At 64.3% G+C, this 21,236-nt stretch carries 22 protein-coding genes; 9 read left to right on the top strand and 13 right to left on the bottom strand.

Annotated elements, in window-relative coordinates:
- Positions 1 to 62 precede the first annotated feature (62 nt).
- Both AB5Y47_RS09345 and rimI read left to right on the top strand, forming a co-directional pair.
- Complete coding sequence (locus tag AB5Y47_RS09345; protein ID WP_049635924.1) at positions 63 to 500, top strand: DNA polymerase III subunit psi; 438 nt, start codon at positions 63 to 65, stop codon at positions 498 to 500.
- Between the two features lie 74 nt (positions 501 to 574).
- On the top strand, positions 575 to 1,024 hold the full coding sequence (rimI, locus tag AB5Y47_RS09340) for a ribosomal protein S18-alanine N-acetyltransferase (RefSeq protein ID WP_029313700.1): 450 nt from the start codon (positions 575 to 577) through the stop codon (positions 1,022 to 1,024).
- A gap of 72 nt (positions 1,025 to 1,096) precedes the next feature.
- Here the strand turns inward: rimI and AB5Y47_RS09335 are convergent, their stop codons facing one another.
- Positions 1,097 to 1,639: a hypothetical protein gene (locus tag AB5Y47_RS09335; protein WP_039039406.1), complete on the bottom strand. Its 543-nt coding sequence runs from the start codon at positions 1,637 to 1,639 to the stop codon at positions 1,097 to 1,099.
- A gap of 181 nt (positions 1,640 to 1,820) precedes the next feature.
- Between AB5Y47_RS09335 and AB5Y47_RS09330 the strand changes: the two genes are divergently transcribed.
- Entirely contained in the window at positions 1,821 to 3,611 is a 1,791-nt protein-coding gene (locus tag AB5Y47_RS09330; RefSeq protein ID WP_368220176.1) for a long-chain fatty acid--CoA ligase, read from the top strand.
- 60 nt (positions 3,612 to 3,671) lie between these two features.
- On the opposite strand, the gene AB5Y47_RS09325 is transcribed toward AB5Y47_RS09330, so the two are convergent.
- From AB5Y47_RS09325 to AB5Y47_RS09310, 4 genes are all read right to left on the bottom strand, one after another.
- The gene (locus AB5Y47_RS09325; protein ID WP_134997176.1) at positions 3,672 to 4,886 is read right to left on the bottom strand and encodes an aldose 1-epimerase family protein; all 1,215 of its coding nucleotides are present in this window, start codon (positions 4,884 to 4,886) and stop codon (positions 3,672 to 3,674) included.
- A gap of 225 nt (positions 4,887 to 5,111) precedes the next feature.
- Entirely contained in the window at positions 5,112 to 5,804 is a 693-nt protein-coding gene (locus AB5Y47_RS09320; RefSeq protein WP_103260802.1) for an aspartate/glutamate racemase family protein, read from the bottom strand.
- 135 nt (positions 5,805 to 5,939) lie between these two features.
- Entirely contained in the window at positions 5,940 to 6,530 is a 591-nt protein-coding gene (locus AB5Y47_RS09315) for a LysE family translocator (protein WP_010672906.1), read from the bottom strand.
- Between the two features lie 102 nt (positions 6,531 to 6,632).
- A complete protein-coding gene (locus AB5Y47_RS09310; RefSeq protein ID WP_039039402.1) occupies positions 6,633 to 7,229 on the bottom strand; it encodes a LysE family translocator in 597 nt (198 codons plus the stop codon).
- A 116-nt stretch (positions 7,230 to 7,345) separates the two neighbouring features.
- Between AB5Y47_RS09310 and AB5Y47_RS09305 the strand changes: the two genes are divergently transcribed.
- The 3 genes from AB5Y47_RS09305 to AB5Y47_RS09295 all read left to right on the top strand — a co-directional run bounded on the left by AB5Y47_RS09305 (position 7,346) and on the right by AB5Y47_RS09295 (position 10,993).
- Complete coding sequence (locus AB5Y47_RS09305) at positions 7,346 to 8,719, top strand: PLP-dependent aminotransferase family protein (RefSeq protein WP_223931760.1); 1,374 nt, start codon at positions 7,346 to 7,348, stop codon at positions 8,717 to 8,719.
- Between the two features lie 29 nt (positions 8,720 to 8,748).
- Positions 8,749 to 9,213 (top strand): hypothetical protein, encoded by a 465-nt coding sequence (locus AB5Y47_RS09300; protein ID WP_045523387.1) that lies wholly within the window; start codon positions 8,749 to 8,751, stop codon positions 9,211 to 9,213.
- Positions 9,214 to 9,355: 142 nt separating this feature from the next.
- Entirely contained in the window at positions 9,356 to 10,993 is a 1,638-nt protein-coding gene (locus tag AB5Y47_RS09295; protein WP_045523385.1) for a hypothetical protein, read from the top strand.
- 36 nt (positions 10,994 to 11,029) lie between these two features.
- Here the strand turns inward: AB5Y47_RS09295 and AB5Y47_RS09290 are convergent, their stop codons facing one another.
- The 3 genes from AB5Y47_RS09290 to AB5Y47_RS09280 form a co-directional block, all read right to left on the bottom strand.
- Positions 11,030 to 12,343, bottom strand: a complete 1,314-nt coding sequence (locus AB5Y47_RS09290) for a sodium-dependent transporter (RefSeq protein ID WP_045523383.1) — start codon at positions 12,341 to 12,343, stop codon at positions 11,030 to 11,032.
- Between the two features lie 412 nt (positions 12,344 to 12,755).
- Entirely contained in the window at positions 12,756 to 14,069 is a 1,314-nt protein-coding gene (locus AB5Y47_RS09285) for a sodium-dependent transporter (protein ID WP_368220175.1), read from the bottom strand.
- Between the two features lie 209 nt (positions 14,070 to 14,278).
- Complete coding sequence (locus AB5Y47_RS09280; RefSeq protein WP_368220174.1) at positions 14,279 to 15,118, bottom strand: isopenicillin N synthase family dioxygenase; 840 nt, start codon at positions 15,116 to 15,118, stop codon at positions 14,279 to 14,281.
- Positions 15,119 to 15,318: 200 nt separating this feature from the next.
- Here AB5Y47_RS09280 and AB5Y47_RS09275 point away from each other — a divergent pair, with 200 nt between their 5' ends.
- Positions 15,319 to 15,882, top strand: coding sequence for a DUF2799 domain-containing protein (locus AB5Y47_RS09275; protein WP_010672898.1), 564 nt, complete (start codon positions 15,319 to 15,321; stop codon positions 15,880 to 15,882).
- Between the two features lie 54 nt (positions 15,883 to 15,936).
- Here the strand turns inward: AB5Y47_RS09275 and AB5Y47_RS09270 are convergent, their stop codons facing one another.
- Both AB5Y47_RS09270 and AB5Y47_RS09265 read right to left on the bottom strand, forming a co-directional pair.
- Complete coding sequence (locus AB5Y47_RS09270) at positions 15,937 to 16,758, bottom strand: Cof-type HAD-IIB family hydrolase (protein WP_368220173.1); 822 nt, start codon at positions 16,756 to 16,758, stop codon at positions 15,937 to 15,939.
- Between the two features lie 236 nt (positions 16,759 to 16,994).
- A complete protein-coding gene (locus tag AB5Y47_RS09265; RefSeq protein ID WP_323938080.1) occupies positions 16,995 to 18,233 on the bottom strand; it encodes an MFS transporter in 1,239 nt (412 codons plus the stop codon).
- 148 nt (positions 18,234 to 18,381) lie between these two features.
- Here AB5Y47_RS09265 and AB5Y47_RS09260 point away from each other — a divergent pair, with 148 nt between their 5' ends.
- Positions 18,382 to 19,005, top strand: a complete 624-nt coding sequence (locus AB5Y47_RS09260) for a metalloregulator ArsR/SmtB family transcription factor (RefSeq protein WP_045523377.1) — start codon at positions 18,382 to 18,384, stop codon at positions 19,003 to 19,005.
- Positions 19,006 to 19,314: 309 nt separating this feature from the next.
- Complete coding sequence (locus AB5Y47_RS09255) at positions 19,315 to 19,791, top strand: Lrp/AsnC family transcriptional regulator (RefSeq protein ID WP_010672894.1); 477 nt, start codon at positions 19,315 to 19,317, stop codon at positions 19,789 to 19,791.
- A 128-nt stretch (positions 19,792 to 19,919) separates the two neighbouring features.
- Here the strand turns inward: AB5Y47_RS09255 and AB5Y47_RS09250 are convergent, their stop codons facing one another.
- The 3 genes from AB5Y47_RS09250 to AB5Y47_RS09240 form a co-directional block, all read right to left on the bottom strand.
- A complete protein-coding gene (locus AB5Y47_RS09250; RefSeq protein WP_041211026.1) occupies positions 19,920 to 20,237 on the bottom strand; it encodes a hypothetical protein in 318 nt (105 codons plus the stop codon).
- A 148-nt stretch (positions 20,238 to 20,385) separates the two neighbouring features.
- Entirely contained in the window at positions 20,386 to 20,616 is a 231-nt protein-coding gene (locus AB5Y47_RS09245; protein WP_029313696.1) for a hypothetical protein, read from the bottom strand.
- Between the two features lie 44 nt (positions 20,617 to 20,660).
- Positions 20,661 to 21,086 (bottom strand): MarR family winged helix-turn-helix transcriptional regulator, encoded by a 426-nt coding sequence (locus AB5Y47_RS09240; protein ID WP_029313694.1) that lies wholly within the window; start codon positions 21,084 to 21,086, stop codon positions 20,661 to 20,663.
- Positions 21,087 to 21,236 lie beyond the last annotated feature (150 nt).

Below are 21,236 nucleotides of genomic sequence, written 5' to 3'. Positions count from 1 at the left end.
CGCGAGAGTGTACTCTGCGCATCATTATTTACCCCAACGCAGATCAAGAGTGAGCCTTCGCCATGCAAGATCCCCTGCTGGACCCGCTGCGCCAGCGCATCCTGGCCCGCATGGGCATCCCCCTCTGGCAACAAAGAGGCCGACTCCTGGCGGGAGGCACCAGCCCCGACGGCGCCGCGCAGCCGGCAAACACGCCCGCCGACGAGGTGCTGGCCCCGCAGGAGACTGCCCCTCTGCCGACCGGCAAGCTCTGGCTGCTGGCCGAGACGCTGCCCGCGCCCTCCCTGCTCGGGGACATCTGCCGCTGGCTCGGCCTTGGCACAGACGAGGTCTCCCTGCTGTCCGAGATGCCTTCCCTGCCCGCGGGGGCCACTTCGCCCCTGCTCTGGCTGACGGCGCCGGACCCTCGCTGGCCCGATGCCCTGGTCTGCCCGCTCAAGCCCGATGGGGCGCACAAGCGCGCCCTCTGGCAGCAGTGCCGGCAGCGCCACACCCCTTGATGCTCACGACCATGGCACGGCCATGGTGTCCATCGCAAGCCTGAATCCCGTCCGGAGTGACCATGTCTGACCTCTTGCCCCACTTTCGCCCCCTGCTCGAATCGGACTTCGAAGCCATCTACCCCATCGAGCAGGCCGCCCACCAGGAGCCCTGGAGCCAGGCCAACCTGCTCTCCTGCTTCGGGCCGCGCTATCTCAACGGCCTGATGCTGGTGGACGGACGACCGGCCGGTTTCTACATCTCGGATCTGGTGGCGGGAGACAGCTCCCTGATGAACATCTGCGTGCATCCCGATTTTCAGGGCAAGGGGCTGGGGCGGGCGCTGCTCAGGGAGTACCTGGCCCGCAGCAAGGCCGGCAAGGCCGAGGCCTGGTTCCTGGAGGTCAGGGCCGGCAACCGCACCGCCATCAACCTCTACGAGAGCGAGGGGTTTGCCGAATATTGCCGCCGCGCCGACTACTATGGCACCGGGCAGGAGAGGGAGGATGCCGTGCTGATGTCCCGTCTGTTCGACTTCGGCTGACAACCCGCAGCAGACCGCCGTCAGCGGGCGCCCCCCTCTGACCTCCCTGACTCCCCCGCTTCGCTTCCCCCCTCAGGGCAGGGGCGCGTTGTCGATGGAGGGGTCTTCCAGGCTCAGGGTCACCCTCAGCACGGCCTCGAAGGCGGCTCCCGAGAGGGGCATGAAGAAGCCGCGACCATAGGTGACGCCGGGCATCCAGATCTGTTCGATATCCACCGCGATCTTGATGGGGCGAAGCGGCTCACCCGGTCGCTGGACATAGATGCCAGGGGCCGTCGCAACCTGGGGGAAGCGGCGCAGAATGTGCTCGCTGCCATCCCCCGCATCCGGGTTGAGTCGCACCTTCACCAACTTCGCCAGGGCGGATTGCATCTCGGGGGCACGCCACAGCCTGGTATTCAGCGCCTTGCAGCGTCGGCACTTGGCGCGCTCGATCACGTAGAGCAAGGGGTATCCTTCCCTCAGCGCCAGCCGCTGCGCCTGCTCATAGCCCTCGGCGCCACTCAGCCAGGGATTATCCTGCTCCCCCGCGCCCCCCAGCAAATACCAGAGGGCGCCAGCCCCCGCCAACAGCAGCAACACGCCGGTGAACAGGCTCTTGATCCCGATATTCATGGTGCAACTCCCTGAATGAATCCGATCCCTGCCCCCTATCATGCCTCACTCTCATCTGGTTGACGACTTTGTGATCCAGGACAAATGGCGCACACTTGTAAGCTGTAATGTTAGAGTTTAAACTCCAGCCCCGATTTTGGTGCCCCTGCGGGCGCACAACTGTTACTTGAGGATGCGTGAGATGTCGCAGTTTCATCTGGTTAGAGTGATGCGTGAGCGTATTGCCCGCCTTGGCAACAAGGCCGCCCTGCGCGTCCAGCAGGATGGCCAGTGGCGCGCCATCGGCTGGCGAACCCTGGGTCAGGCCATGGATTATTGCGCCCAGGGCCTGATCCGGGCGGGCCACCAGTCCGGCGAGATGGTCGGCATCTATGCCCGCAACATGCCCGAGTGGACCCAGGCCGACCTCGGCATCCTGGCCGCCCGCGGCGTCAGCGTGCCCATCTACCCCACCAGCACCCTCGATCAGCTGCGCTACATCGTCAAGGATGCCGGCATCAGGATGCTGTTCGTGGGGGAGCAGCCCCAGTTCGATCAGGCGCTGCACCTCATCGACAGCGGCGAGATAAGCCACATCGTCGCCCTGGACGGCACCGTCGATCTGCGCGGCTGCGCCTCGGCCAGCCACTTCCAGACCTTCCTCGTCTCCGGCAACCACCAACCCAGCGAGCTGGTGCTGCGCGAGCGCGAGCGCCACTACCGCATGGACGACCTGCTGACCCTCATCTACACCTCGGGCACCACGGGCGAACCCAAGGGGGTCATGCTCGATTTCGCCAACATGGCCGCCTGCTTCGAGATGCATGACGCTCGCCTCGACCTCAGCGAGCAGGATGTCTCCCTCTGCATGCTGCCGCTGAGCCATGTGTTCGAGCGCGCCTGGAGCTACTACGTGCTCTATTGCGGCGCCGAGAACGTCTACATTCGCGACCCGCAGAAGGTGATGGATGTCATCGGCGAGGTGAAGCCCACCGTGATGTGCGCCGTACCCCGCCTCTACGAGAAGGCCTACGCCATGATCCAGGCCAAGGTCGCCCAGGCGCCGCGCCTGCGCCGCGCCCTGTTCGGCTGGGCCACCCGGGTGGGCAAGCAGATGGTCGCCACCCGTCAGGCGGGCAAGTCCGCCTCTCCCCTGCTCTATGGCCAGCTCTGGCTTGCCGAGCGCCTGGTGTTTCGCAAGCTGCGCGCCCGTTTCGGCGGTCGCACCCGCTTCCTGCCGGTGGCGGGCGCCCGTCTCGCGGACGAGGTGAATCTCTTCTTCCAGGCCATGGGGCTCAACCTCAAGTACGGCTACGGCATGACCGAGACCACCGCCACCGTCTGCTGCTATGAAGACACCCAGTTCAGGCTGGGCTCCATCGGCACGGCGCTAAACGGCATCGAGGTGAGACTCGGCGAGAACAACGAACTGCTGGTGCGCGCCCCCACCGTGATGCGTGGCTACTACAACAAGCCGGAGGCCACCGCCGAGGTGATGACCGAGGATGGCTTCCTGCGCACCGGCGATGCAGGCGAGCTGGATGACGAGGGCAACATCTACTTCACCGAGCGCTTGAAGGAGCTGATGAAGACCTCCAACGGCAAGTACGTGGCGCCGCAACTGGTCGAGGGGACCCTCGGCAAGGATCGCTTCATCGAGCAGATTGCCATCGTCGCCGATGCCCGCCACTTCGTGTCGGCGCTCATCGTGCCCTGCTTCGAGTCCCTGGAGGAGTACGCCCGCTCCATCAACCTGCAGTACCAGTGCAAGACCGAGCTGCTGCGCCACTCCCGGGTGATGGAGTTCTTCGAAGCCCGCATTCAGGATCTGCAAAAAGAGCTGGCCAAGTTCGAGCAGGTGAAGAAGTTCACTCTGCTGCCGAGCGCCTTCTCCATGGAGCTCGGGGAGATCACCCCCACCATGAAGCTGCGCCGCAAGATCATCGAGGCCAAGTACCAGCGCGAGATAGAAGCCATGTACAGCCACGTCTGATCGACGGGCCTGATATGAAAAAGCCGCTCATGGAGCGGCTTTTTGCTGGGCGTCTCTCCCTTATGGCAGCTTGACCAGGGGTTGCTCGCGCAGCTCGGTGGCCCGACCGTCCTGGATCTTCTCCACCTGGGCCAGGGCCTGCTTCACCTCGTCGGCATTTTGCAGCAGGCGATAGGTCAGATCGAAGGTCTTGGTCTCCCCCGGCTGGATCTTGGGGACCAGCCCGAGCGGGCGCTGGTACTTGGTGCTGTAGGCATAGCTGGTACCGGGTTCGATGCCGGTCACATAGCCCTGGGCCCGGGTGTCGGTGTTCTTCCACAGGGTCAGCACCGGCAGCTGTCGGGTGTTGTAGCCCACCGCCACTCCGGCGTTGCCGGCCCGGTTGTTCAGCACTGCCAGGGTATTGCCGTCGGCGTCGCTGTAGGGCACCAGGTTGAACACCATCTCGTCGAAGCCCTTGGTGGGCCCCAGATAGGTTTGCCAGCCCTTGAGTCCGGCCTTGGCGTAGTCATTGAACGGGGAGATCTGCTTCACCGGCGTGCTCACCCTGGCTCCCTCCTCCAGAATGGGGGCCCCGAAGTTGCCGTGATAGATGATCTGGTACTCGTTCTCGTAGTCCGCGTGGTTGGTCAGCTTGTCCTGCAGGGCAAACTCCGCCTGACCGGGCACCACGCTCAGCTGGGTCCAGGTGACCAGTTCGCTCATCTTGAAGGTGCGCTCGTCCACCCGGCCCAGCACGTGGATGGCATAGGGCGGCTCTTCGTCCACTGTCACGCTGACCACGGAGGCGGGAATGTTCTGCACCCGGCCATGCAGGCTCTTGAGGCGGCCGTCGTCATCCACCCCAGGATGACCCGTCCACTCGTAGCCGCAGCGCACCAGCATCTCGTTGAAGCCGTCGAGCCAGCCGAGACCGCCACGGCTCTCGAGATCGATGAAGGCGGGGTTGACCACCTCCTTGACCGGTGAATCCCAGCCTAGGCGCAGATCCGCCGCCTTGACCTCCTTGATCCCCATGCCGCGGGTCGGCACCAGGGTGATCTTCATGACGCCGTTGTCGACGATGAGCAGATCCACCCCTTCCTGGCGGCCGCCGTGCAGGCGTTTCTTCTCGATGGTGAAGGGAACCGGACTCTTGATGCCGAGCTTCTCGCTGGTGATCTTCCAGTCCCCCACATCCAGCCCTTGCTGGGAGTCGGTCAGCAGAAATTCGGCGGCGTGACCCGCAGTGGCGCCCAGGGCGAGCAGCACGGCAATGGAGAGTTTCTTCAACATGGATTTATCCTCGTGTCTCTTGTTTTTGTGAAAGCTGAATCGTTTCAGTGATCGAAAACTAGGCGTCTGACGCCCCGGACTCAAGAGACAAAAAGAGGAAATGTGAGCCGATTGACAATAAAAACGGCTTCAGCCCTGCTGAAATGAAGGCTGACTCACAGTTATGAAAGGAGGAAAAAACAGGCGGGCGCCGAGAGGGGCGCCCCTCACCCCGCCCGCACCACATCAGGCAAGGGCCAGCGCCACCGCGGCTTCGGCGTGGATGGCGGTGGTGTCATAGAGAGGCACGGCGGCCTGGCACGCCCCCACCAGCAGGGCGATTTCGGTGCAACCCAGGATCACCGCCTGGGCACCGGCCTGTGCCAGATCGGCGATGATGGCCAGATACTCGGCCTGAGACGACTCGCGAATATCGCCGAGGCAGAGCTCGTCATAGATGATGCGGTGCACCCGCTCCCGTGCAGCGTCATCAGGCACCAGCACCTCCAGCCCGAAGCGCTCCTGGAGCCGCCCCTTGTAGAAATCCTGCTCCATGGTGAAGCGGGTGCCGAGCAAGCCTACCCGGGTCACCCCGTCGGCCTGGAGGCGATGGGCCGTGGCATCGGCGATGTGGAGCAGGGGAATGTCGATGGCGGCCTCGATCTCCGGCGCCACCTTGTGCATGGTGTTGGTCCCGATCAGCAGAAAATCGGCGCCACCGGCCTGGATGGCCCTGGCCTCGGCTGCCAGCAGACGGGCGGTGGCGGGCCAGTCACCGGCGTGCTGCAACCGCTCTATCCCGGCAAAATCCACGCTGCTCAGCAGCACCCGCGCCGAGTGCAGACCGCCGAGCCGCTCGCGTACCCCCCGGTTGAGGGCCTGGTAATAGCTGACGGTGGACTCCCAGCTCATGCCACCCAGCAGACCGATACATTTCATGGGATCTCCTTATGTAACCCGATGGTGCAAACCAATGCTGCAATCCCTCAGGGGGCGCGTTTGATCGCACCGCCCCGGCAATAAAAAAGGCCCCGAAGGGCCAACAAGACAGCCGGTAAAGGCTCAGGCCGAGGCCTAAACCCAGATCATCAGCACGCAGGCCGCCGTGGCGAGCCCCATGCCCAGATTGAAACGACGCCAGCCGGTGGCGGTGCGGATGAGGCGGCGCACCTGGGCACCGAACAGCACCCAGAAGGCACCGGTATAGAGGCCGGTCACGAAGAAAATGCCGAGCACCCAGCCCGCGGACGGCCAGTAAGCCTCCCCCGCCAGGGTGAAGCCGCTGATGGCGGAGAGCGCCATCATCCAGGCTTTGGGATTGAGCAGTTGCAGCATGGCCCCCTGATGGGCCGGGATGAGCGGCCGGTTCCCCTCCGCCGGGCCACTGGCGTTGGCCACCTTCCAGGCCAGCCAGAGCAGGTAGGCCGACCCCACCAGCTTGAGGCCGTCGTGCAGCAGGGGCAGACGCTCGAACACCACCCCAAGCCCCAGGGCCGTGGCCAGGATCATCAGGTTGATGCCCCCCACCACCCCCACCAGCAGAGGCACGGAGCGGCGAAACCCCTGGGCGGCCCCGGCACTGGTGAGCAGCATGTTGTTGGGGCCCGGCGTGCCACAGGTGATAAGGGCAAAGCCCGCCAGGGGGAGCAACCAGTTCAGATCCATCTCAACCTCGTTCAGATACGGCAAGCCTCCTAATATGCAGAGCCGACGCCCTGACGACAAGGTCAGCAATGCATTTTCTTTGCATGAATAATCAAGACGCTGTTAATACCAGAGCATCACCACGCACAGGGCGGTCAAGGCACCCAGGCTGCCGTTGAGACGACGCCACCCCTTGTCCGAGTTGATCCAGCGGCTGAGCTGATGGCCAAACATCACCCAGGCGAAGCAGACCGGGAACCCCGCCATGGGGAAGACACTCATGATGCCCCACATACTCGGCCAGTAGTCGCTCCCCGGCAGGCTGAACAGACTGATGGCCGAGATCCCCATCATCCACGCCTTGGGATTGAGGAACTGGAAGCCCAGCCCTTCAAGCAGGGTCAAGGGGCGGGCACGGCTGGCGGGATCTCCGGGGGCGCCTGCCACCGCGATGCGCCACGCCAGCCACAGCAGGTAAAGGCTGCCCAGCACCTGCAGGCTCAGCTTGAGCAGGGGCCAGCGCTCGAACAGCGGATAAAAGCCGAGCGCCAGCACCAGTTGCAACACAGGCTGGCCCACCGCCACCCCGATGAGATGGGGCAGGGTGCGCCGCACGCCGAAGTTGGCGCCGGACGCCGTCAACATCAGGTTGTTCGGCCCTGGCGTGCCGCAGGTGAGCAGGGCGAAGCCAAACAGGGTGGCATACCATTCGATGGTCATGGGGAGACTCCTTTCTCGCCACATTGTACCGATACAATGTGTGCTTGTTGGTTGTTTAAAGACTGATAATCACGCTATATTGCGGACAATCTTGGATCAATGGATTTATTGTCACCATGACAATCTGGACGCCCGACCTCACCCCTTTCGAGGGGCCCCTCTACCTCAAACTGGTCAAGGCCATCGAGCAGGCCATCGCCACCGGCATCCTCTCACCCGAGACCCGGCTGCCGACCCACAGGGCCCTGGCAGATAAGCTGGGGGTCACCGTGGGCACCGTCACCCGCGCCTACACCGAGGCGGAGCGACGGGGCCTGCTGGCGGCCCGGGTCGGGCACGGCACCTGGGTCAGGGGAGCGGCGGATCCCGCCAACGAATGGGTGATCCGCAATGAAGACAGCCAGCGCATCGAGCTGTGGCAGAACCTCCCGGTCCAGCTGGACAGGGGCGCCATCATCAGGCCCCTGCTCACCGAGCTGGCGCAGGGGGATCTCAACGGCCTGCTCGGCTATGACAAGGAGGCCGGACGCCCCGCACAACGCCAGCTGTTCGTCGACTGGCTCGCCGAGCAGGGCATCACGGCGAGCGAAGATCGCCTGCTATTCAGCCATGGGGCCCAGCACGGCATCATGCTGGCCCTGCTGGCCACCGGCTGCGTGGGAGAGACCCTGTTTTGCGAGGGCCTGAGCTACCCCGGCATGCTGGGCAATGCACGCCAGCTCAAGAATCAGGTGGTGGGACTGGCGATGGATGAGGAGGGACTGCTGCCGGAGGCGCTGGATGCCGCGTGCCGTACCCGCCGGGCCAAGCTGCTCTACCTCACCCCCACCCTGCAAAACCCCACCACGGCCACCATGAGCCTGGCGCGGCGCGACGCCATCGTCGCCATCGCCCGTCGCCACGATCTGCTGATCGTCGAGGATGACGTCAACGGCCTGCTGCCCGAAAGTGCGATCCCTCCCCTGGTCAACCTGGCACCGGAGCGGGTCATCTACCTTGGCAGTCTCGCCAAGATCGCCTGCGGCGGCCTGCGGGTCGGCTTCGTGTTGTCCCCTCCCGCCCTTCGCAGCGGCTTCGCCCAGGCGATGCGGCTGTCGAGCTGGATGGTGAGTCCGCTGCTCATCGAACTGGCCTGCAAGCTGGTGAGCCAGCGCCAAATCATGCCGCTCATCGAACACCAGCGAAAAATCCTGGCGCGCCGGGGTGAGCTACTGCGCCACCTGCTGCCGGGAGCGCGCTGGCAGGCGGGGTCCATGCACGCCTGGCTGCCGCTGCCCGAGCCCTGGCGCAGCCAGGAGTTTGCGGAGGCCGCCAACGCCCTTGACGTGGGGGTCGCCAGCGGAGAACACTTCGCCGCCGGCCAGTTTGCCGCCCCGCAGGGAGTACGCCTCAGCCTGAGCCAGCCCGCCACCGACGCCCGCGTCGCCGAAGGGCTGGAGCGCCTCGCCGGGCTGCTGAGGGGCACGCCGCCCACCAATCCCCTGCTATAGTCATTGACCCTGGCACCCGAGGAACCTTCATGTCTGCCGTCCGTCCCGCCCTGCTGATCACGACCCTGCTGCTGGGAGGCTGCGCCTCCCCGGCCCATCAACAGCTCGGCGCCGCCCTGAGCGGACTGGAGGGGGAGCTGACGCGGCTGGAGGAGGAGTTGGCAGCCATGAACGGCCTTCACTATCAAAAAGCCATCGACGCCCCGGTGGCGCTGCGCCGCTATCTCAAGGCCCCCGCACCGACGGCGGAGGGACTGGTGCCCGTGCAAAGCCGGCTGCAAGATGGCCCCCTGCTGCGCTACGACTACCGGCTGCCCGCCGGAATGACACAGCTGCCCACCGACAACCCCTGCCTGCGCTACGAGTTCGAGCTGCGCCGCCTCGGGCGCCTGGGCCAGCTCGAGCTCGCCTGGCAGGGAGAGTCGGGAGCCGGGGAGCTGCGTGTCCCCCAGCGGGACTGCCCCTTCTCGGCCAGGGGGCCCGGCCTTCAGTGATGCTTTCTTTGCCCCGCCCAAGGCTGGCACTGAGCCATTCCTGACCCAGGTGGGGTATTGACCCCCTCTGGCTCTCGCGGGAGAGTGGAGGCTAACTTTGAATCCAACCTCGCCACCCCCGACCGGCGAAGGAGCGTCAAAGATGCAGATCCTCCTCATCGAAGACGATGCCATGATGGGCTCGACCCTCACCCAGGGACTGAGTGATCTGGGGCTGCCCCCCACCGAGCTGTTCCACTGCAAAGAGATTGCAAGCCTGCCCGCCCTGCTGCGCCAGCACGCCTTCGATGCCATTCTTTGCCGCCAGTATCACCACCAGGCCCACGAGGGAGTCAGGCTGCTGCATGAAGCACACCACCTGGGCCTGCTCGCGCCCGGCTGCGTGCTCCTGCTGCTGGAGCAGGACGAGGACACCGGCCAGTTCCCCCCCTCCGACCTCTATTTCGCCCTGCGTCTGGCCGTGCCCTTCACCACGGAGCAGCTGGCGCACAGCCTGCAAGCGCTGCTGGCACTGACCACGGTGACCCGCCCCCTGGCCACCCCCATGGCGCTCAGGGAGTGGCGCAGCGCCTGCGCCCAGTGCGAGGATCTGCTTTACCGGCACGCCAGCCACAAGGGGCTGGAAGCACAGATGGACAGGGTAAAGGGCTACATGCTGCTGCAAGCCGGGGAACGGGTGCAGGCCGCCCAGCACTACGCCATCTGCACCACGGAGTACGATGCCTGGTGGCCACGCCAGGGGCTGAACCAGGCCCTGCTCGGGCTGAACCGGGTGGAGAGTGCCCACAAGGATCTGGCCCGCAACCGGGAGCGACTGCCCCCCGTCATCCATCAGGCGCTGGTTCTCGCCTGCCAACTGCACGAGGCGCAGTGGGATCCGGCCTGGGAAACCTTGTCAGGCTTGCTGCAACGCTGCCCCTGGCAGCCGCAGTGGCGCCAGGTGGCCATTTTGCTGGCCTTGCTGCGAGGGGATGAAGGTCAGGTGCTGGCGCAGGCCAGCGATTTCATCCTGCGCTACTTCCCCAAACAGACGTTTCGCCACTCCGTCGAACGCTGCCTGCTGGATGCGACCCTGGCGGTGCTCTGGCATCCACCGGGAGAGGCCAGAGTTCATGAGCTGCAGCAGGCCCTGGAGGAGCTCGGCCAGCAGGCCGTGACCCTGCGGGCCCACGAGGAGGGGCTGCTGCGCGCCCTGATGCTGGGTCTGGATTATCGATTCGATGACGCCTTGATGCTGCTGGCCAAGCACCCGCCGGAGGCGGCGCGGGACAATCACCTCAACCAGTTGCTCGGGGTGGCCGTCAGCCAGTTCTGCGGGCTTCCCCACCATGCCCAGCGTTATCTGGCCCAGCTCGGCCAATATCAGGGGCCGGTGGCACAGACCCCGCTGTTGCAGGGACTCATTTTGCAGGTGGTCGACGATCTGGCGCGGCAACTGGCGCAGCGGGAGCAGCAGCTGACCCAGCTGCGCGAGGAGCGGCAACGGGCCATGACCACGGGTCAGCTCCAGCTCGCCGTGCAGAGTGCTCTGACCCTGCAGGAGCGATTCCCGGCCCAGGCGGGGGATGCCTGGCAACTGCTGGTATTGCTGACCCAGTGCTGGCCCGCCGGCATGGCGGCCCCGGCGGTGGCCCGTCTGGTGGACAGGCTGGAGCAGCGTCTCAACCACAGTGCCGCCTTCCTGGAACACCATGGGAACGCCTATCGGGAGACCCTGCAACAGGTGAGATCCCACCTGGCCCCCAAACTGCCGCCCCTCGGTCCCCATCAGGGCCTATAGCCATCCAGGGCGGTGCATGCCGCCCTGGCAGGTGCGTTACAACAAGCCCCGCACCAGGATCCCCGCGATCAGCAGGGGGGCGACCAGCCGCCAGCACCAGAGCAGCGCACTACGCATCAGCGGCGAGAGATCCGCAGGCACAATACTGTCCCCCAGCTTCCAGCCAAGCAGCAGGGTCAGCACCAGACCGAACAGGGGCATCATCAGGTTGGAGGTGAGGTAATCCAGCAGATCGAACAGGGTCTTGCCAAACAGGGTGTAGTCAGCCCAGGGCCCGAACGACAGACTGACCGGAATGCCGCAGGCCATGATGAGCAGGGTCAGGACCCGGCAGGCATTGCGGCGCGACCAGCCCCACTCCTCGGTGGTGAAGCGCACCAGGTGCTCCAGCATGGAGATGGAGGAGGAGAGCGCCGCCACCAGCAGCAGCAGGAAGAAGATCACCGCCAGCCCCTGACCGAACGGCAGGTGGTTGAACACCGCCGGCATGGTCATGAAGGTGAGGCCGGGGCCGGCGGCAGGATCGATGCCGGTGGAGGCCAGCACCGGGAAGATCATCAGCCCCGCCAGCACCGAGATGCAGCTCGCCAGGGTGACCACCCAGACCCCGGAGCGCAGCGCCCCGTCACTGCTCGGCAGGTAGGCGCCATAGGTGGTGTGTACCCCGAGGCCAATGGAGAGGGAGAAGAACGCCAGCCCCAGGGCGTCGAGCACCCCCTGCCCCGTCAGGTGGGAAAAGTCGGGCATCAGGAACTGGCGTACCCCGGCCATGGCCCCCGGCATGGAGAGCCCGGTCACCACCAGGAGCAGCATCATCACGAACAGGGCCGGCATCATCCAGCGCAGCGCCCGCTCCACCCCTTGTTGCAGCCCTCCCTGCACGAACCACCAGGTGAGCCCGGCGAAGACGAGATGGGTGAGGGCCGGCCAGAGGGGATCGCTCACATAACCGGTAAAGAGTGCGGTGAGGGTGCTCGCCTCACTCAGGTTGAGCTCGCCGCCCACGGCCAGGGCCGCATAGCCCACGGTCCAGCCCCCCACCACGCTGTAGAAGCTGTAGATGAAGAAGCCACACAGGATCCCCATGTAACCCATCCAGCGCCAGTTCGGCCCCACCAGCTTGTGGAAGGCGCCGAGCACGCCGCGCTGGCTGCGGCTGCCGAGCAGGGTCTCCCCCACCAGCACCGCGACCCCCAGGGTGAAGCTGAAGAGCAGGAACACCAGCAGGAAGGCACCGCCCCCGTTGGTGGCTGTCACATAGGGAAACTTCCAGATGGCACCAAGGCCGATCGCCGAGCCGGCGGCCGCCAGCACATGACCAATACGGGAAGACCACTGAACCTGGCTCATACAACCTCCGGGCAAGACAACATCAGTTCGATACTCCATGGCTAGACGCGGTGTGCGCCGCAACAAAAAAGGCCGCCTGAGGGCGACCTTTGCAATGAACAGTCAGACAAACGACACCTGCAAGGTCACCTCTCCAGAAAGGGGCTAAATCGGCCACAGAGAGCGATAAGGGGTGACATGGGAGGGCGACGCCTGCACGGTAAAAAGGAGCCACAGCCTAAACCATGGCAAGAGAAGTTGACAGGAAATAGTCTAAAACAGAACCAAAAACAGATTTAATCAAAATAAAATGTCAAAACAACAGACTGTTGCTCTATTTATTTTTAATTTACAGATTTTTATAAAGAGTCAATCCTGCCACGCCACTCTCCGGCCAGCCCGGCCGGGGAGTGGCAGAGATGACCAAGCCTCCCTACATCAGGCCGCGCACCAGAATGCCACCAATGAGCAGGGGAGCCAGCCAGCGCCAGCAGCCCATCAGCAGGGCCCGCCAATGGGGAGCCAGCCCTTCGGGCAGCGCCTGGCGACCGAGCCGCCAGCCCAGCAGCAGCGTCAGGGCCAGCCCGAACAGGGGCATCATCAGGTTGGAGGTGATGAAGTCCAGCAACTCGAAGATGTTCTTGCCAAACAGGGTCAGGGAGGCCCAGGGACCGAACGACAAACTCACCGGGATGCCCCCCGCCATCACCAGGGCAATGACCAGGTTGCACGCCGCGCGGCGGGACCAGCCCAGGCTCTCGCACAGGAAGCACTGCAAGTGCTCCAGCAGGGAGATGGAGGAGGAGAGCGCCGCCACCACCAGCAGGGAGAAGAACACCACCGCCAGGCCCTGGCCGAAGGGCAGTTGCTGGAACACCGCCGGCATGGTCATGAAGGTGAGGCCCGGGCCCGAGGCCGGATCAATGCCGGTCGCCGCCAGTACCGGGAAGATCATCAGACCCGCCAGCACGGCGATGACGCTCGCCAGCAGCACCACCCAGAGGCTGGAGCGACCGACCCCTTTGCTGGAAGGCAGGTAGGCGCCATAGGTGGTGTGGATGCCAAGGCCGATGGAGAGGGAGAAAAAGGCCAGCCCCATGGCGTCCAGCACACCCGACATGCCGAGCTTGCTGAAATCGGGCATCAGGAAGTGGCGCACCCCGGCCATGGCGCCCGGCAGGGTGAGGCCGAAGGCCACCAGCAGCAGGATCATGATGAAGAGGGCCGGCATCATCCAGCGCAGGGTGCGCTCCACCCCTTGTTGCACGCCGCCCCGCACGAACCACCAGGTCAAGCCGGCAAACAGCAGGTGGGTCAGCACCGGCCAGAGCGGATCACCGACGTAGTCGTTGAAACGGGCGGTCAGTGCCGCGCCGTCCCCCTGTTGCAGCTCCCCCGCCAGGGCCATGCCCGTGTACCCCAGGGTCCAGCCGCCCACCACGCTGTAGAAACAGAAGATGAGCAGGCTGCACAGCAAGCCCATGGCACCGACCCAGCGCCAGCGCCTGCCCATCAGTTCACCAAAGGCGCCCACCACCCCGCGCCGGGTCAGGCTACCGATCAGGGTCTCCCCCATCAGCACCGCCACCCCCAGGGTGAAGCTGAACAGCAGAAAGACCAGCAGGAAGGCGCCGCCACCGTTGGCGGCGGTGACATAGGGGAACTTCCAGATGGCGCCGAGACCGACCGCGGAACCTGCGGCGGCCAGGATGTAACCGAGCCGGGATGACCATTGGGACTGCTTCATAAGAACTCCACGCGAAGGGCCTGCCAGCGAGGCCCGAAATGGCGCTCAGAGTACGCCCGCGGGCGCGCAATCACTCGGCGTATATCCGATATAAAACTCAGTTTTTAGCATCATTAACCAATAAAATTCGGATAACCAACCAATCGTGCCACAAAATAAAAACCGGAGCGGGGATGCTCCGGTTTGTTGTCTGCCCGGGTCTGGCGGGATTAGATGACCCCCAGCTCCCGCAACCGCTCCATCAGATAGCTGTGGGCAGTGTGACGCTCCGAGAGCACCACGTCCGGACGGGGATGCAGGAAGAGCGGCAAGGAGATGCGGGACTTGGCGGCACTGCCCCCGGTCGGGTTGATGACCCTGTGGGTGGTGGAGGGGTAGTAGCCGCGGGAGGCCTCCTGCAGCATGTCACCGATATTAATGATGAGGGTGCCGAAATCGCAGGGCACGTCCATCCACTCCCCGTCTGAACCTTTCACCTGCAGGCCCGGCTCGTTGGAGGCGGGCAGAATGGTCAGCAGGTTGATGTCTTCATGGGCGGCGGCGCGGATGGCGCCCGGCTCCTCGGTGCCGTCGAAGGGCGGGTAGTGCAGCACCCGAAGCAGGGTCTTGTGGCTCTCTTCGATCATGGAGGAGAGCGGGCAGCTGTAGTGGGCGGCGATGTCGCCCGGGGTGTGTTGCTCCACCCAGCCCAGCAGCTCGGCGGCCAGATCGTTGGCGAGGCGGTAGTACTCCATCGCCTGCTCTTTCAGCTCTGCCGGCATCTGGCCCCAGGGATAGATGTGGAAGTACTCCTTGATGTCCTTCTGGCTGTGGCCCTTGGCCACCTCGGACACCGAGGGCGGGAAATAGCCGTCCTGGGTCTCGCGATTGAACAGGAAATCCTGCTTCTGTTCGCTCATGAAGAAGCGATACCAGTTGTCATAGATGGACTGCACCAGCTCCTGCGGGATGGGGTGGTGAGTCAGCACTCCGAAGCCGGTGGTGCGCAGGGATTCGGTGAAGCGCTCGGCCGCATCGGGGGAGCGATAATCGACGGTCAGGACTTTCATTGTTTTTATGTTACATGCCAGTTAAAAGTAGGCGCAGTTTACCCTGCCTCCCCCGGCAAGAAAAGGCTGCCGGAAGCCCGTCTACAACGGCTTGAAAATACTGATAAAAACATCATGATACGGTCCCCTCGCCCGGTGCTTGTCCCGGACGGGCCTCCTCTTCTAGAATGCCCCACCCCCTTTGCTGTCGGAGCCCTCTCATGTCCCCCAAGATCCTGTTGTTGACCCTTCCCTTCCTGCTCGCCGGGTGCAGTTCCCTCTCGGAGGAGGAGTGCCGTGCCATGAGCTGGTACAACCAGGGCTATCAGGACGGGGAGCAGGGCAAGACCCGGAGCGCCACCCGCGACTATCAGAAGACCTGCGGGGAGTACGGCCTCAAGGTGGATGAGGCGGAGTGGCAGCGCGGCTACGCCAAGGGGCTGGAGCTCTATTGCATCCCCGAGCTTGCCTACAGCAAGGGACGGGAGGGGAGCGAATACCTGGGGGTCTGCCCCAACGACACCAGCTTCCTCACCCAGTTCGAGCGCGGCCGCAAGGAGTACCTGCTGGAGCAGCGCCTCGGCGAATTGCAGCAGGAGCTGGAGCGCACCGAGCGGAGCATCCACCAGTTGGATCAGCAGATCCGGGGCGAGAGCGACAGCCGCCAGCGCGACTACTATCGTGCCCAGCGCGAGCGCGCCATCCGTCACTACGAAGGGGTATACCGGGACTACAACCGGCTGCGCTTCCCGGATCGGGTGATCCAGTTCTCCTTCGGGAGCTGACAAAAAGGGGCCGACATGGCCCCTTTCTGTTTATGCCGCAGACTGTTTTTCCCCTCAGGCCGGCAGGACCCAGCGCTGCAACGCCAGGGCGATGCCATCCTCGTTGTGATCCGCGGTGACCCGGTCTGCATGGGCCTGGATCTGGGGCGCCGCATTGCCCATGGCCACCGCCAGCCCCACCTGCTCGAACATGCTGATGTCGTTGTTGTTGTCGCCAAAGGCCACCAGGTTCTCCATGGCGATCCCCTCCCTCGCCGCCCACTGGGCCAGCCGGTTGCCCTTGCTGCAACCTGGCTGCACCAGCTCCACCGCATAGGGGGCCGCCCAGTCACGGGTGAAGGGCAGTCTCTCCACCACCTCCCCGACGAAACGGTGCAACCGGCCGGGATCCTGGTTGAACAACTCCAGCTTCCAGATGGGGGACTGCAACCAGGACTCGATATCCTCGGCGGGCAGCAGGGAGACCTTGAGGTGATCCGGCTGGGTTGCCGACCAGCGCCGCATCCGGCCCACATGCTCCTCGCAGCCCAGGTAGCCGATGCCGTCCCCCAGGTGGAACAGCGCCCCCATCTGCTGGGCTTGCACCTCCTCCAGCAGGGTGGTGAGAGGCGCCACGGCCAGGGGATCCCCGGCGAGGATCCTCTCCTGCACCGGATCATAGAGGTAGGCGCCGTTGCTGCAGATGATGGGGGTGTCGAGGGCCAGCTCGTGGTGGAAGGGACGGGCCGTCATGAAGTGGCGACCCGTCACCAGCAGCACCTTGATGTCGTGGGCCCGGGCCTGGGCCAGGGCAGCCCGGGTAGCGGACGAGACCTTGTGATCCCGGTTCAGCAGGGTACCGTCCATGTCCAATGCAATGGCCTGATAACGACTCATATCACCTCCAAAAATGTCGAGACGGGTGCGGCGCCATCCCCTCCCGTTTCCAGTGCCATGACGACACATCTCACTGCCGGGAATGCGGACTGGGCATGGCAAGGCCCATGATGGGAGACGCGCTCGCCGGGGGGTCGGGAACAGCGGAGCAGAGAGCCATACCGTCCCAGACTCGGCGCCGCGATGCAAGTCCGGCCCGCCATCCCGTCGCCGAACTGTGATCCCCGCGCCCTTCGTCAGCCCGCCTCGGCGCACCCGGCCACGATGTTTCGCCTGTCCGCCCGTCTGCGCAATCCGTAGAAACCGAAGGCACAGATCACGCCGCAGAGGCCGGCCAGGTAGAAGGGCCACTCGGTCCCCGCCAGCAGCACCAGGCTGCCCAGCACCACCGCCAGGATCTCGCTGCCCACAGCCAGACCGCGGTAGAGCCCCATCGCCTGCCCCTGCTGGCTGGCATGGCTGCGGTTGGAGACCGCCACCGAGGTGGCCAGCTCCCCCAGACTCATGCCGATGCCGGCCGGGATGAAGGTGAGCGCGAGCCCCCACCACTGGGTCGGCAGGATGAACATCAGCATGCCCGCCGCCATCACCAGGTGGCCGACGATGCCAAGGGAGCTGCCGCGCCAGTGCCGTGCCAGCTGCTCACCGATCCAGGAACCCAGCATCATGGGCACGCTCACCAGCACGGCGGCTTGGGCCAGTTGCACCGGATCCCATGCCAGCCGCTCCACCAGCCAGACATTGAAGTAGGTGAAGTAGAGCTGCACCGCCCCGTAGCTTGCCAGGGTCAGGGCAAAGTAGGGCAGGAGACGAGGTTGCAGCAGCAGTTGGCGGGTCGAGAGGGGAGCCTCATCCCGGGTCGCCGGCACCGGGGGACGATTGGGCAGTAGCCAGAGCACCAGCAGCAGGTTGATCACCGTCATCCCCACCGCCAGCCAGGCCGCCAGGCTGTAATCCCCCGAGACCACGGCCGCATAGCCCCCGATCATGGGGCCCACCACCCAGCCCAGGTTCATGCCGATGTTGATGCGGGCGAAGTTGCGGGCCTTGGTCCTGGCCGTGCTCATGTCCGCCGCCATCGCCTGCACGATGGCGATGTCACCGTTGAAGAAGCCCTCCACCACCCGGCTCAGCAGCAAGAGCGGCAGGGAACGCCAGGCGATGCCGAGGGCCATCAGCACATACCCCGCCAGCACCCCCACCAGACAGAGGGTCAGCACCGGCTTGCGCCCATGGCGATCGGAGAGGCGGCCAAGCAAGGGGGCCCCCAGCAGTTGAAACAACGGATAGAGCCCCATGATGACGCCAAGCCACACCTTGCGGCTCCAGTCCGACGCCTGTGGCGTCAACATGCCCTGGGCCGGATCCAGCAGCAGCGGTGCCAGGACGGGGGAAGGCAGGCTGAATCCCGCCACCGCCAGCGTCACCGTCATCACCAATACCCAGAGGGTCGCCTGTCCCTTGATCCCTTCCATCTTCGCCTCATTAAATAAAGTTATTGGTTTATTTATATTGTGAGGGGTCGTCCATTAAGTAAAGCAGATTGTTGATTTAAATCTCCCTGCTACCCATAATGACCTCATCCAGGCGGTCACCGCACCGATACCCACCACCGGAGCCCCCATGAACGCCAGTACCGACAAGATCCTCTATCTGCTGAAAACCCGCGGCCCCCAGAGCGCCGCCGAACTCGGCGACCAGTTGCAGATGACGTCCATGGGGGCGCGCCAGCACCTGATGGCCCTGGAGTCCGAGGGCTGGGTGGGGTTTAGCGACGAGGCCCGCGGCCGTGGTCGCCCGGTGCGCCTGTGGCACCTCACCGACCAGGCCTGGCAACGCTTCCCCGACACCCATGGCGATCTGACCCTGCAGCTGATCGACGACATCCGGCAGGTGTTTGGCGACGCGGGCATGGAGCAGCTCATCGCGCGGCGGGAGCAGCAGATGCAGGCACGCTATGAATCCAGGCTGACCCAGCCGGCGCTGGCAGACAGGCTGATGACGCTCAAGGCGCTGCGCACCCAGGAGGGGTATATGGCGGACATGTCGCAGGAGGAGGACGGCAGCTGGCTGTGGTGGGAGAGTCATTGCCCCATCTGCAGTGCAGCCAGGGCCTGTCGGGGCTTTTGCCGCAGCGAGCTGGCGCTGTTTCGCCGGTTGCTGGCGCCGGCCGAGGTGGAGCGGGAGCAGTATCTGCTAGAGGGGGACAGCCGCTGCCTCTATCGCATCCGGCCGCCCCACCCCTGAGCGGGCGGAACGCAAAAACAACAAAGCAGGCGCCGGGATGCCTGCTTTGTTGCCTTCGGGGAGGGGGTGCTCTCGTTCCAGCCCGTTGTTTCCCGATAAGGTCGAACGGCTGATGGGGCTCTTGACCCGGTAAGGTCCTTCACCACAGGTGCCTGGTCGGGCGCCTGTCTTGCCACCGGAAGATGTAATCATAGTACTCCCCGCGATGCGGTGAGTGGTTGTGAAGTAGCAGGTATTTTCAGTTGTTTTTGCAATAGTTCACCCTTAATCTAGGAAAAGTGGATTAGTAATTGCGAAGAGGTACGGAGAATGCTGAAACTTGATCGTATAGACAGGCATATTCTGGAGCTGATGCAGGAAAATGGCCGCATCAGCAACCTGGAGCTGGCCGAGCTGGTCGGGCTCTCCCCCTCCCCCTGCTCGCGCCGGGTCAAGGCGCTGGAGGATGCCGGTCTCATCGATACCCATGTCACCCTGCTCAATGCCCGCCAGCTGGGGCTGACCCTCACCGCCTACATTCACATTTCCATGGACAGGCACACTCCGGAGCGGTTCGAGAACTTCGATCGCGCCGTCAAGGATCTGCCCGAAGTGCTGGAATGCGACCTCATCACCGGCAACGATGCGGATTACCAGCTCAAGGTGGTGGTGCGGGACATGGAGCACTACCAGCACTTCCTGCTGGACAAGCTGACCCACATCTCCGGCGTGACCGGGGTGCGTTCGAGCTTCGTGCTGCGCCGCATCAAGCACAAGACCGCCCTGCCCCTCAACCACCTGGGCTGACCCCCGCATCCGGGGAGCACCAAAAGCAAGAGGAGGCCAGGGCCTCCTCTTCTTGTCTCTGCTATCAAGGGCATTCGCGGTCAACACAGCCCCCGGGCGCCATCGCGCCGCCAGGTGGCGACGCCTGGTCATGCCTCGACCTGGCTGACGTCCTGCACCTGCAGCAACCAGCCGCTCTGCTCCTGCAGGGGTTCGCCGCGCAGCCGCAGCCGCTCACCGGTCGACACCCACTGCCCTTTGGGCAGAGAGATTTCCAGGCTCTCGCTGCCGTTGTCGAACACCCAGCGATCGGCGCCCAACGACTCCATCAAGTACCCTTCCATCTCCACTCTGGACTCGGCCTGCCAGGAGGGGGAGGCGGTATCACGGCTCTCGATGAAATCCCCCTGAACACCAAAGCTGGCCAGCCCCCACAGAATGGAGAGCCCGACGATGGATGATTGCATCTCTCTCTCCTGTTGGTTTGCTACCTTGAGGGCCAGTATGGGAAGAGAAAAATGAGTGCACCATGAACAAGGTGCCAAAGTGCTGGCAAGATCGCGAAAAAAACCGGCCCCATGGCCGGTCATGTCATTTTATGTCGTACAGGTCACACTACTTGGCCGCTTCTTCTGCCATCCGTGCAGCCCTTGGTTTATTTGTCCACATGGCCACCCCGCGGTGATCCGCACAGATCCCCTCGTCGGTGACCGCCCTCACCCGGACCCCGTCCTTGCAGATGGCCTGCCAGGCATCGGCATCGTCGATCTGCAGCTCGGAACGGGGATAGGAGGTATCGGCGCAGGCGCACAGCAGGATGGCAAACAGAGGAAGCAGGGATTGCAGGGATTGCATGGGTTTCATCGGGTCACTCCTGACGGGAAAAGGGATCAGCGCCCCAGCTGCGCCGCCACGCGATCGCAAAGCTGCTTGAGCTGGGCCAACTCAGCATCGGCCAGATCCACCTGATTGCGCAAGCTGTCCGCCAGACAGCACTCCCTGACCTCCTGCTGCAACTGGCGTCCCGCCTCGGTCAGGCTGATGCACTTTTGCCGCTCATCCTCGTGGGAGACGGTGCGGGTCAGCCACCCCTTGCTCTCCAGCCGCTTGACGATGGGGGTCAGGGTGCCTGCATCCAGTCCGGTCTCCTGCCCTATCTCCTTGAGGCTGACCTCGTCCCGGGCCCAGAGCGAAAGCATCACCAGGTACTGGGTATAGGTGAGATCCAGCTTGTCCAGCAGCGGCCGATAGGCACGCATCACCGCATTGGAAGCGCTGTAGAGGGCAAAACAGACCTGCTTTTTCAATTCGCTCATGGAGGACCTCGCTGACGACAAGGGGGGCAGTATACCCCATCAACTTCGGGGCTGAATAGTTTGCACACAAAACAGTTGCCAGCCCCCGCGTTCAGGACTACCCTGATTTTAGTTTGCACACAAACAAAAATACCAGGCCGCCGCCCGACG

It is taken from the genome of Aeromonas sp. R7-2 (assembly GCF_040908105.1).
GTDB lineage: Bacteria > Pseudomonadota > Gammaproteobacteria > Enterobacterales > Aeromonadaceae > Aeromonas > Aeromonas caviae.
Note: the sequence above shows the minus strand (reverse complement) of the source record. Positions and strands in the feature narration are given on the sequence as shown.

Excerpts from the sequence above, each read along its gene's own strand:
- AB5Y47_RS09345 (WP_049635924.1), top strand. The coding sequence starts at position 63 with ATGCAAGATCCCCTGCTGGACCCGCTGCGCCAGCGCATCCTGGCCCGC.
- AB5Y47_RS09335 (WP_039039406.1), bottom strand. The coding sequence starts at position 1,639 with ATGAATATCGGGATCAAGAGCCTGTTCACCGGCGTGTTGCTGCTGTTG.
- AB5Y47_RS09330 (WP_368220176.1), top strand. The coding sequence starts at position 1,821 with ATGTCGCAGTTTCATCTGGTTAGAGTGATGCGTGAGCGTATTGCCCGC.
- AB5Y47_RS09325 (WP_134997176.1), bottom strand. The coding sequence starts at position 4,886 with ATGTTGAAGAAACTCTCCATTGCCGTGCTGCTCGCCCTGGGCGCCACT.
- AB5Y47_RS09320 (WP_103260802.1), bottom strand. The coding sequence starts at position 5,804 with ATGAAATGTATCGGTCTGCTGGGTGGCATGAGCTGGGAGTCCACCGTC.
- AB5Y47_RS09315 (WP_010672906.1), bottom strand. The coding sequence starts at position 6,530 with ATGGATCTGAACTGGTTGCTCCCCCTGGCGGGCTTTGCCCTTATCACC.
- AB5Y47_RS09310 (WP_039039402.1), bottom strand. The coding sequence starts at position 7,229 with ATGACCATCGAATGGTATGCCACCCTGTTTGGCTTCGCCCTGCTCACC.
- AB5Y47_RS09305 (WP_223931760.1), top strand. The coding sequence starts at position 7,346 with ATGACAATCTGGACGCCCGACCTCACCCCTTTCGAGGGGCCCCTCTAC.
- AB5Y47_RS09300 (WP_045523387.1), top strand. The coding sequence starts at position 8,749 with ATGTCTGCCGTCCGTCCCGCCCTGCTGATCACGACCCTGCTGCTGGGA.
- AB5Y47_RS09295 (WP_045523385.1), top strand. The coding sequence starts at position 9,356 with ATGCAGATCCTCCTCATCGAAGACGATGCCATGATGGGCTCGACCCTC.
- AB5Y47_RS09290 (WP_045523383.1), bottom strand. The coding sequence starts at position 12,343 with ATGAGCCAGGTTCAGTGGTCTTCCCGTATTGGTCATGTGCTGGCGGCC.
- AB5Y47_RS09285 (WP_368220175.1), bottom strand. The coding sequence starts at position 14,069 with ATGAAGCAGTCCCAATGGTCATCCCGGCTCGGTTACATCCTGGCCGCC.
- AB5Y47_RS09280 (WP_368220174.1), bottom strand. The coding sequence starts at position 15,118 with ATGAAAGTCCTGACCGTCGATTATCGCTCCCCCGATGCGGCCGAGCGC.
- AB5Y47_RS09275 (WP_010672898.1), top strand. The coding sequence starts at position 15,319 with ATGTCCCCCAAGATCCTGTTGTTGACCCTTCCCTTCCTGCTCGCCGGG.
- AB5Y47_RS09270 (WP_368220173.1), bottom strand. The coding sequence starts at position 16,758 with ATGAGTCGTTATCAGGCCATTGCATTGGACATGGACGGTACCCTGCTG.
- AB5Y47_RS09265 (WP_323938080.1), bottom strand. The coding sequence starts at position 18,233 with ATGGAAGGGATCAAGGGACAGGCGACCCTCTGGGTATTGGTGATGACG.
- AB5Y47_RS09260 (WP_045523377.1), top strand. The coding sequence starts at position 18,382 with ATGAACGCCAGTACCGACAAGATCCTCTATCTGCTGAAAACCCGCGGC.
- AB5Y47_RS09255 (WP_010672894.1), top strand. The coding sequence starts at position 19,315 with ATGCTGAAACTTGATCGTATAGACAGGCATATTCTGGAGCTGATGCAG.
- AB5Y47_RS09250 (WP_041211026.1), bottom strand. The coding sequence starts at position 20,237 with ATGCAATCATCCATCGTCGGGCTCTCCATTCTGTGGGGGCTGGCCAGC.
- AB5Y47_RS09240 (WP_029313694.1), bottom strand. The coding sequence starts at position 21,086 with ATGAGCGAATTGAAAAAGCAGGTCTGTTTTGCCCTCTACAGCGCTTCC.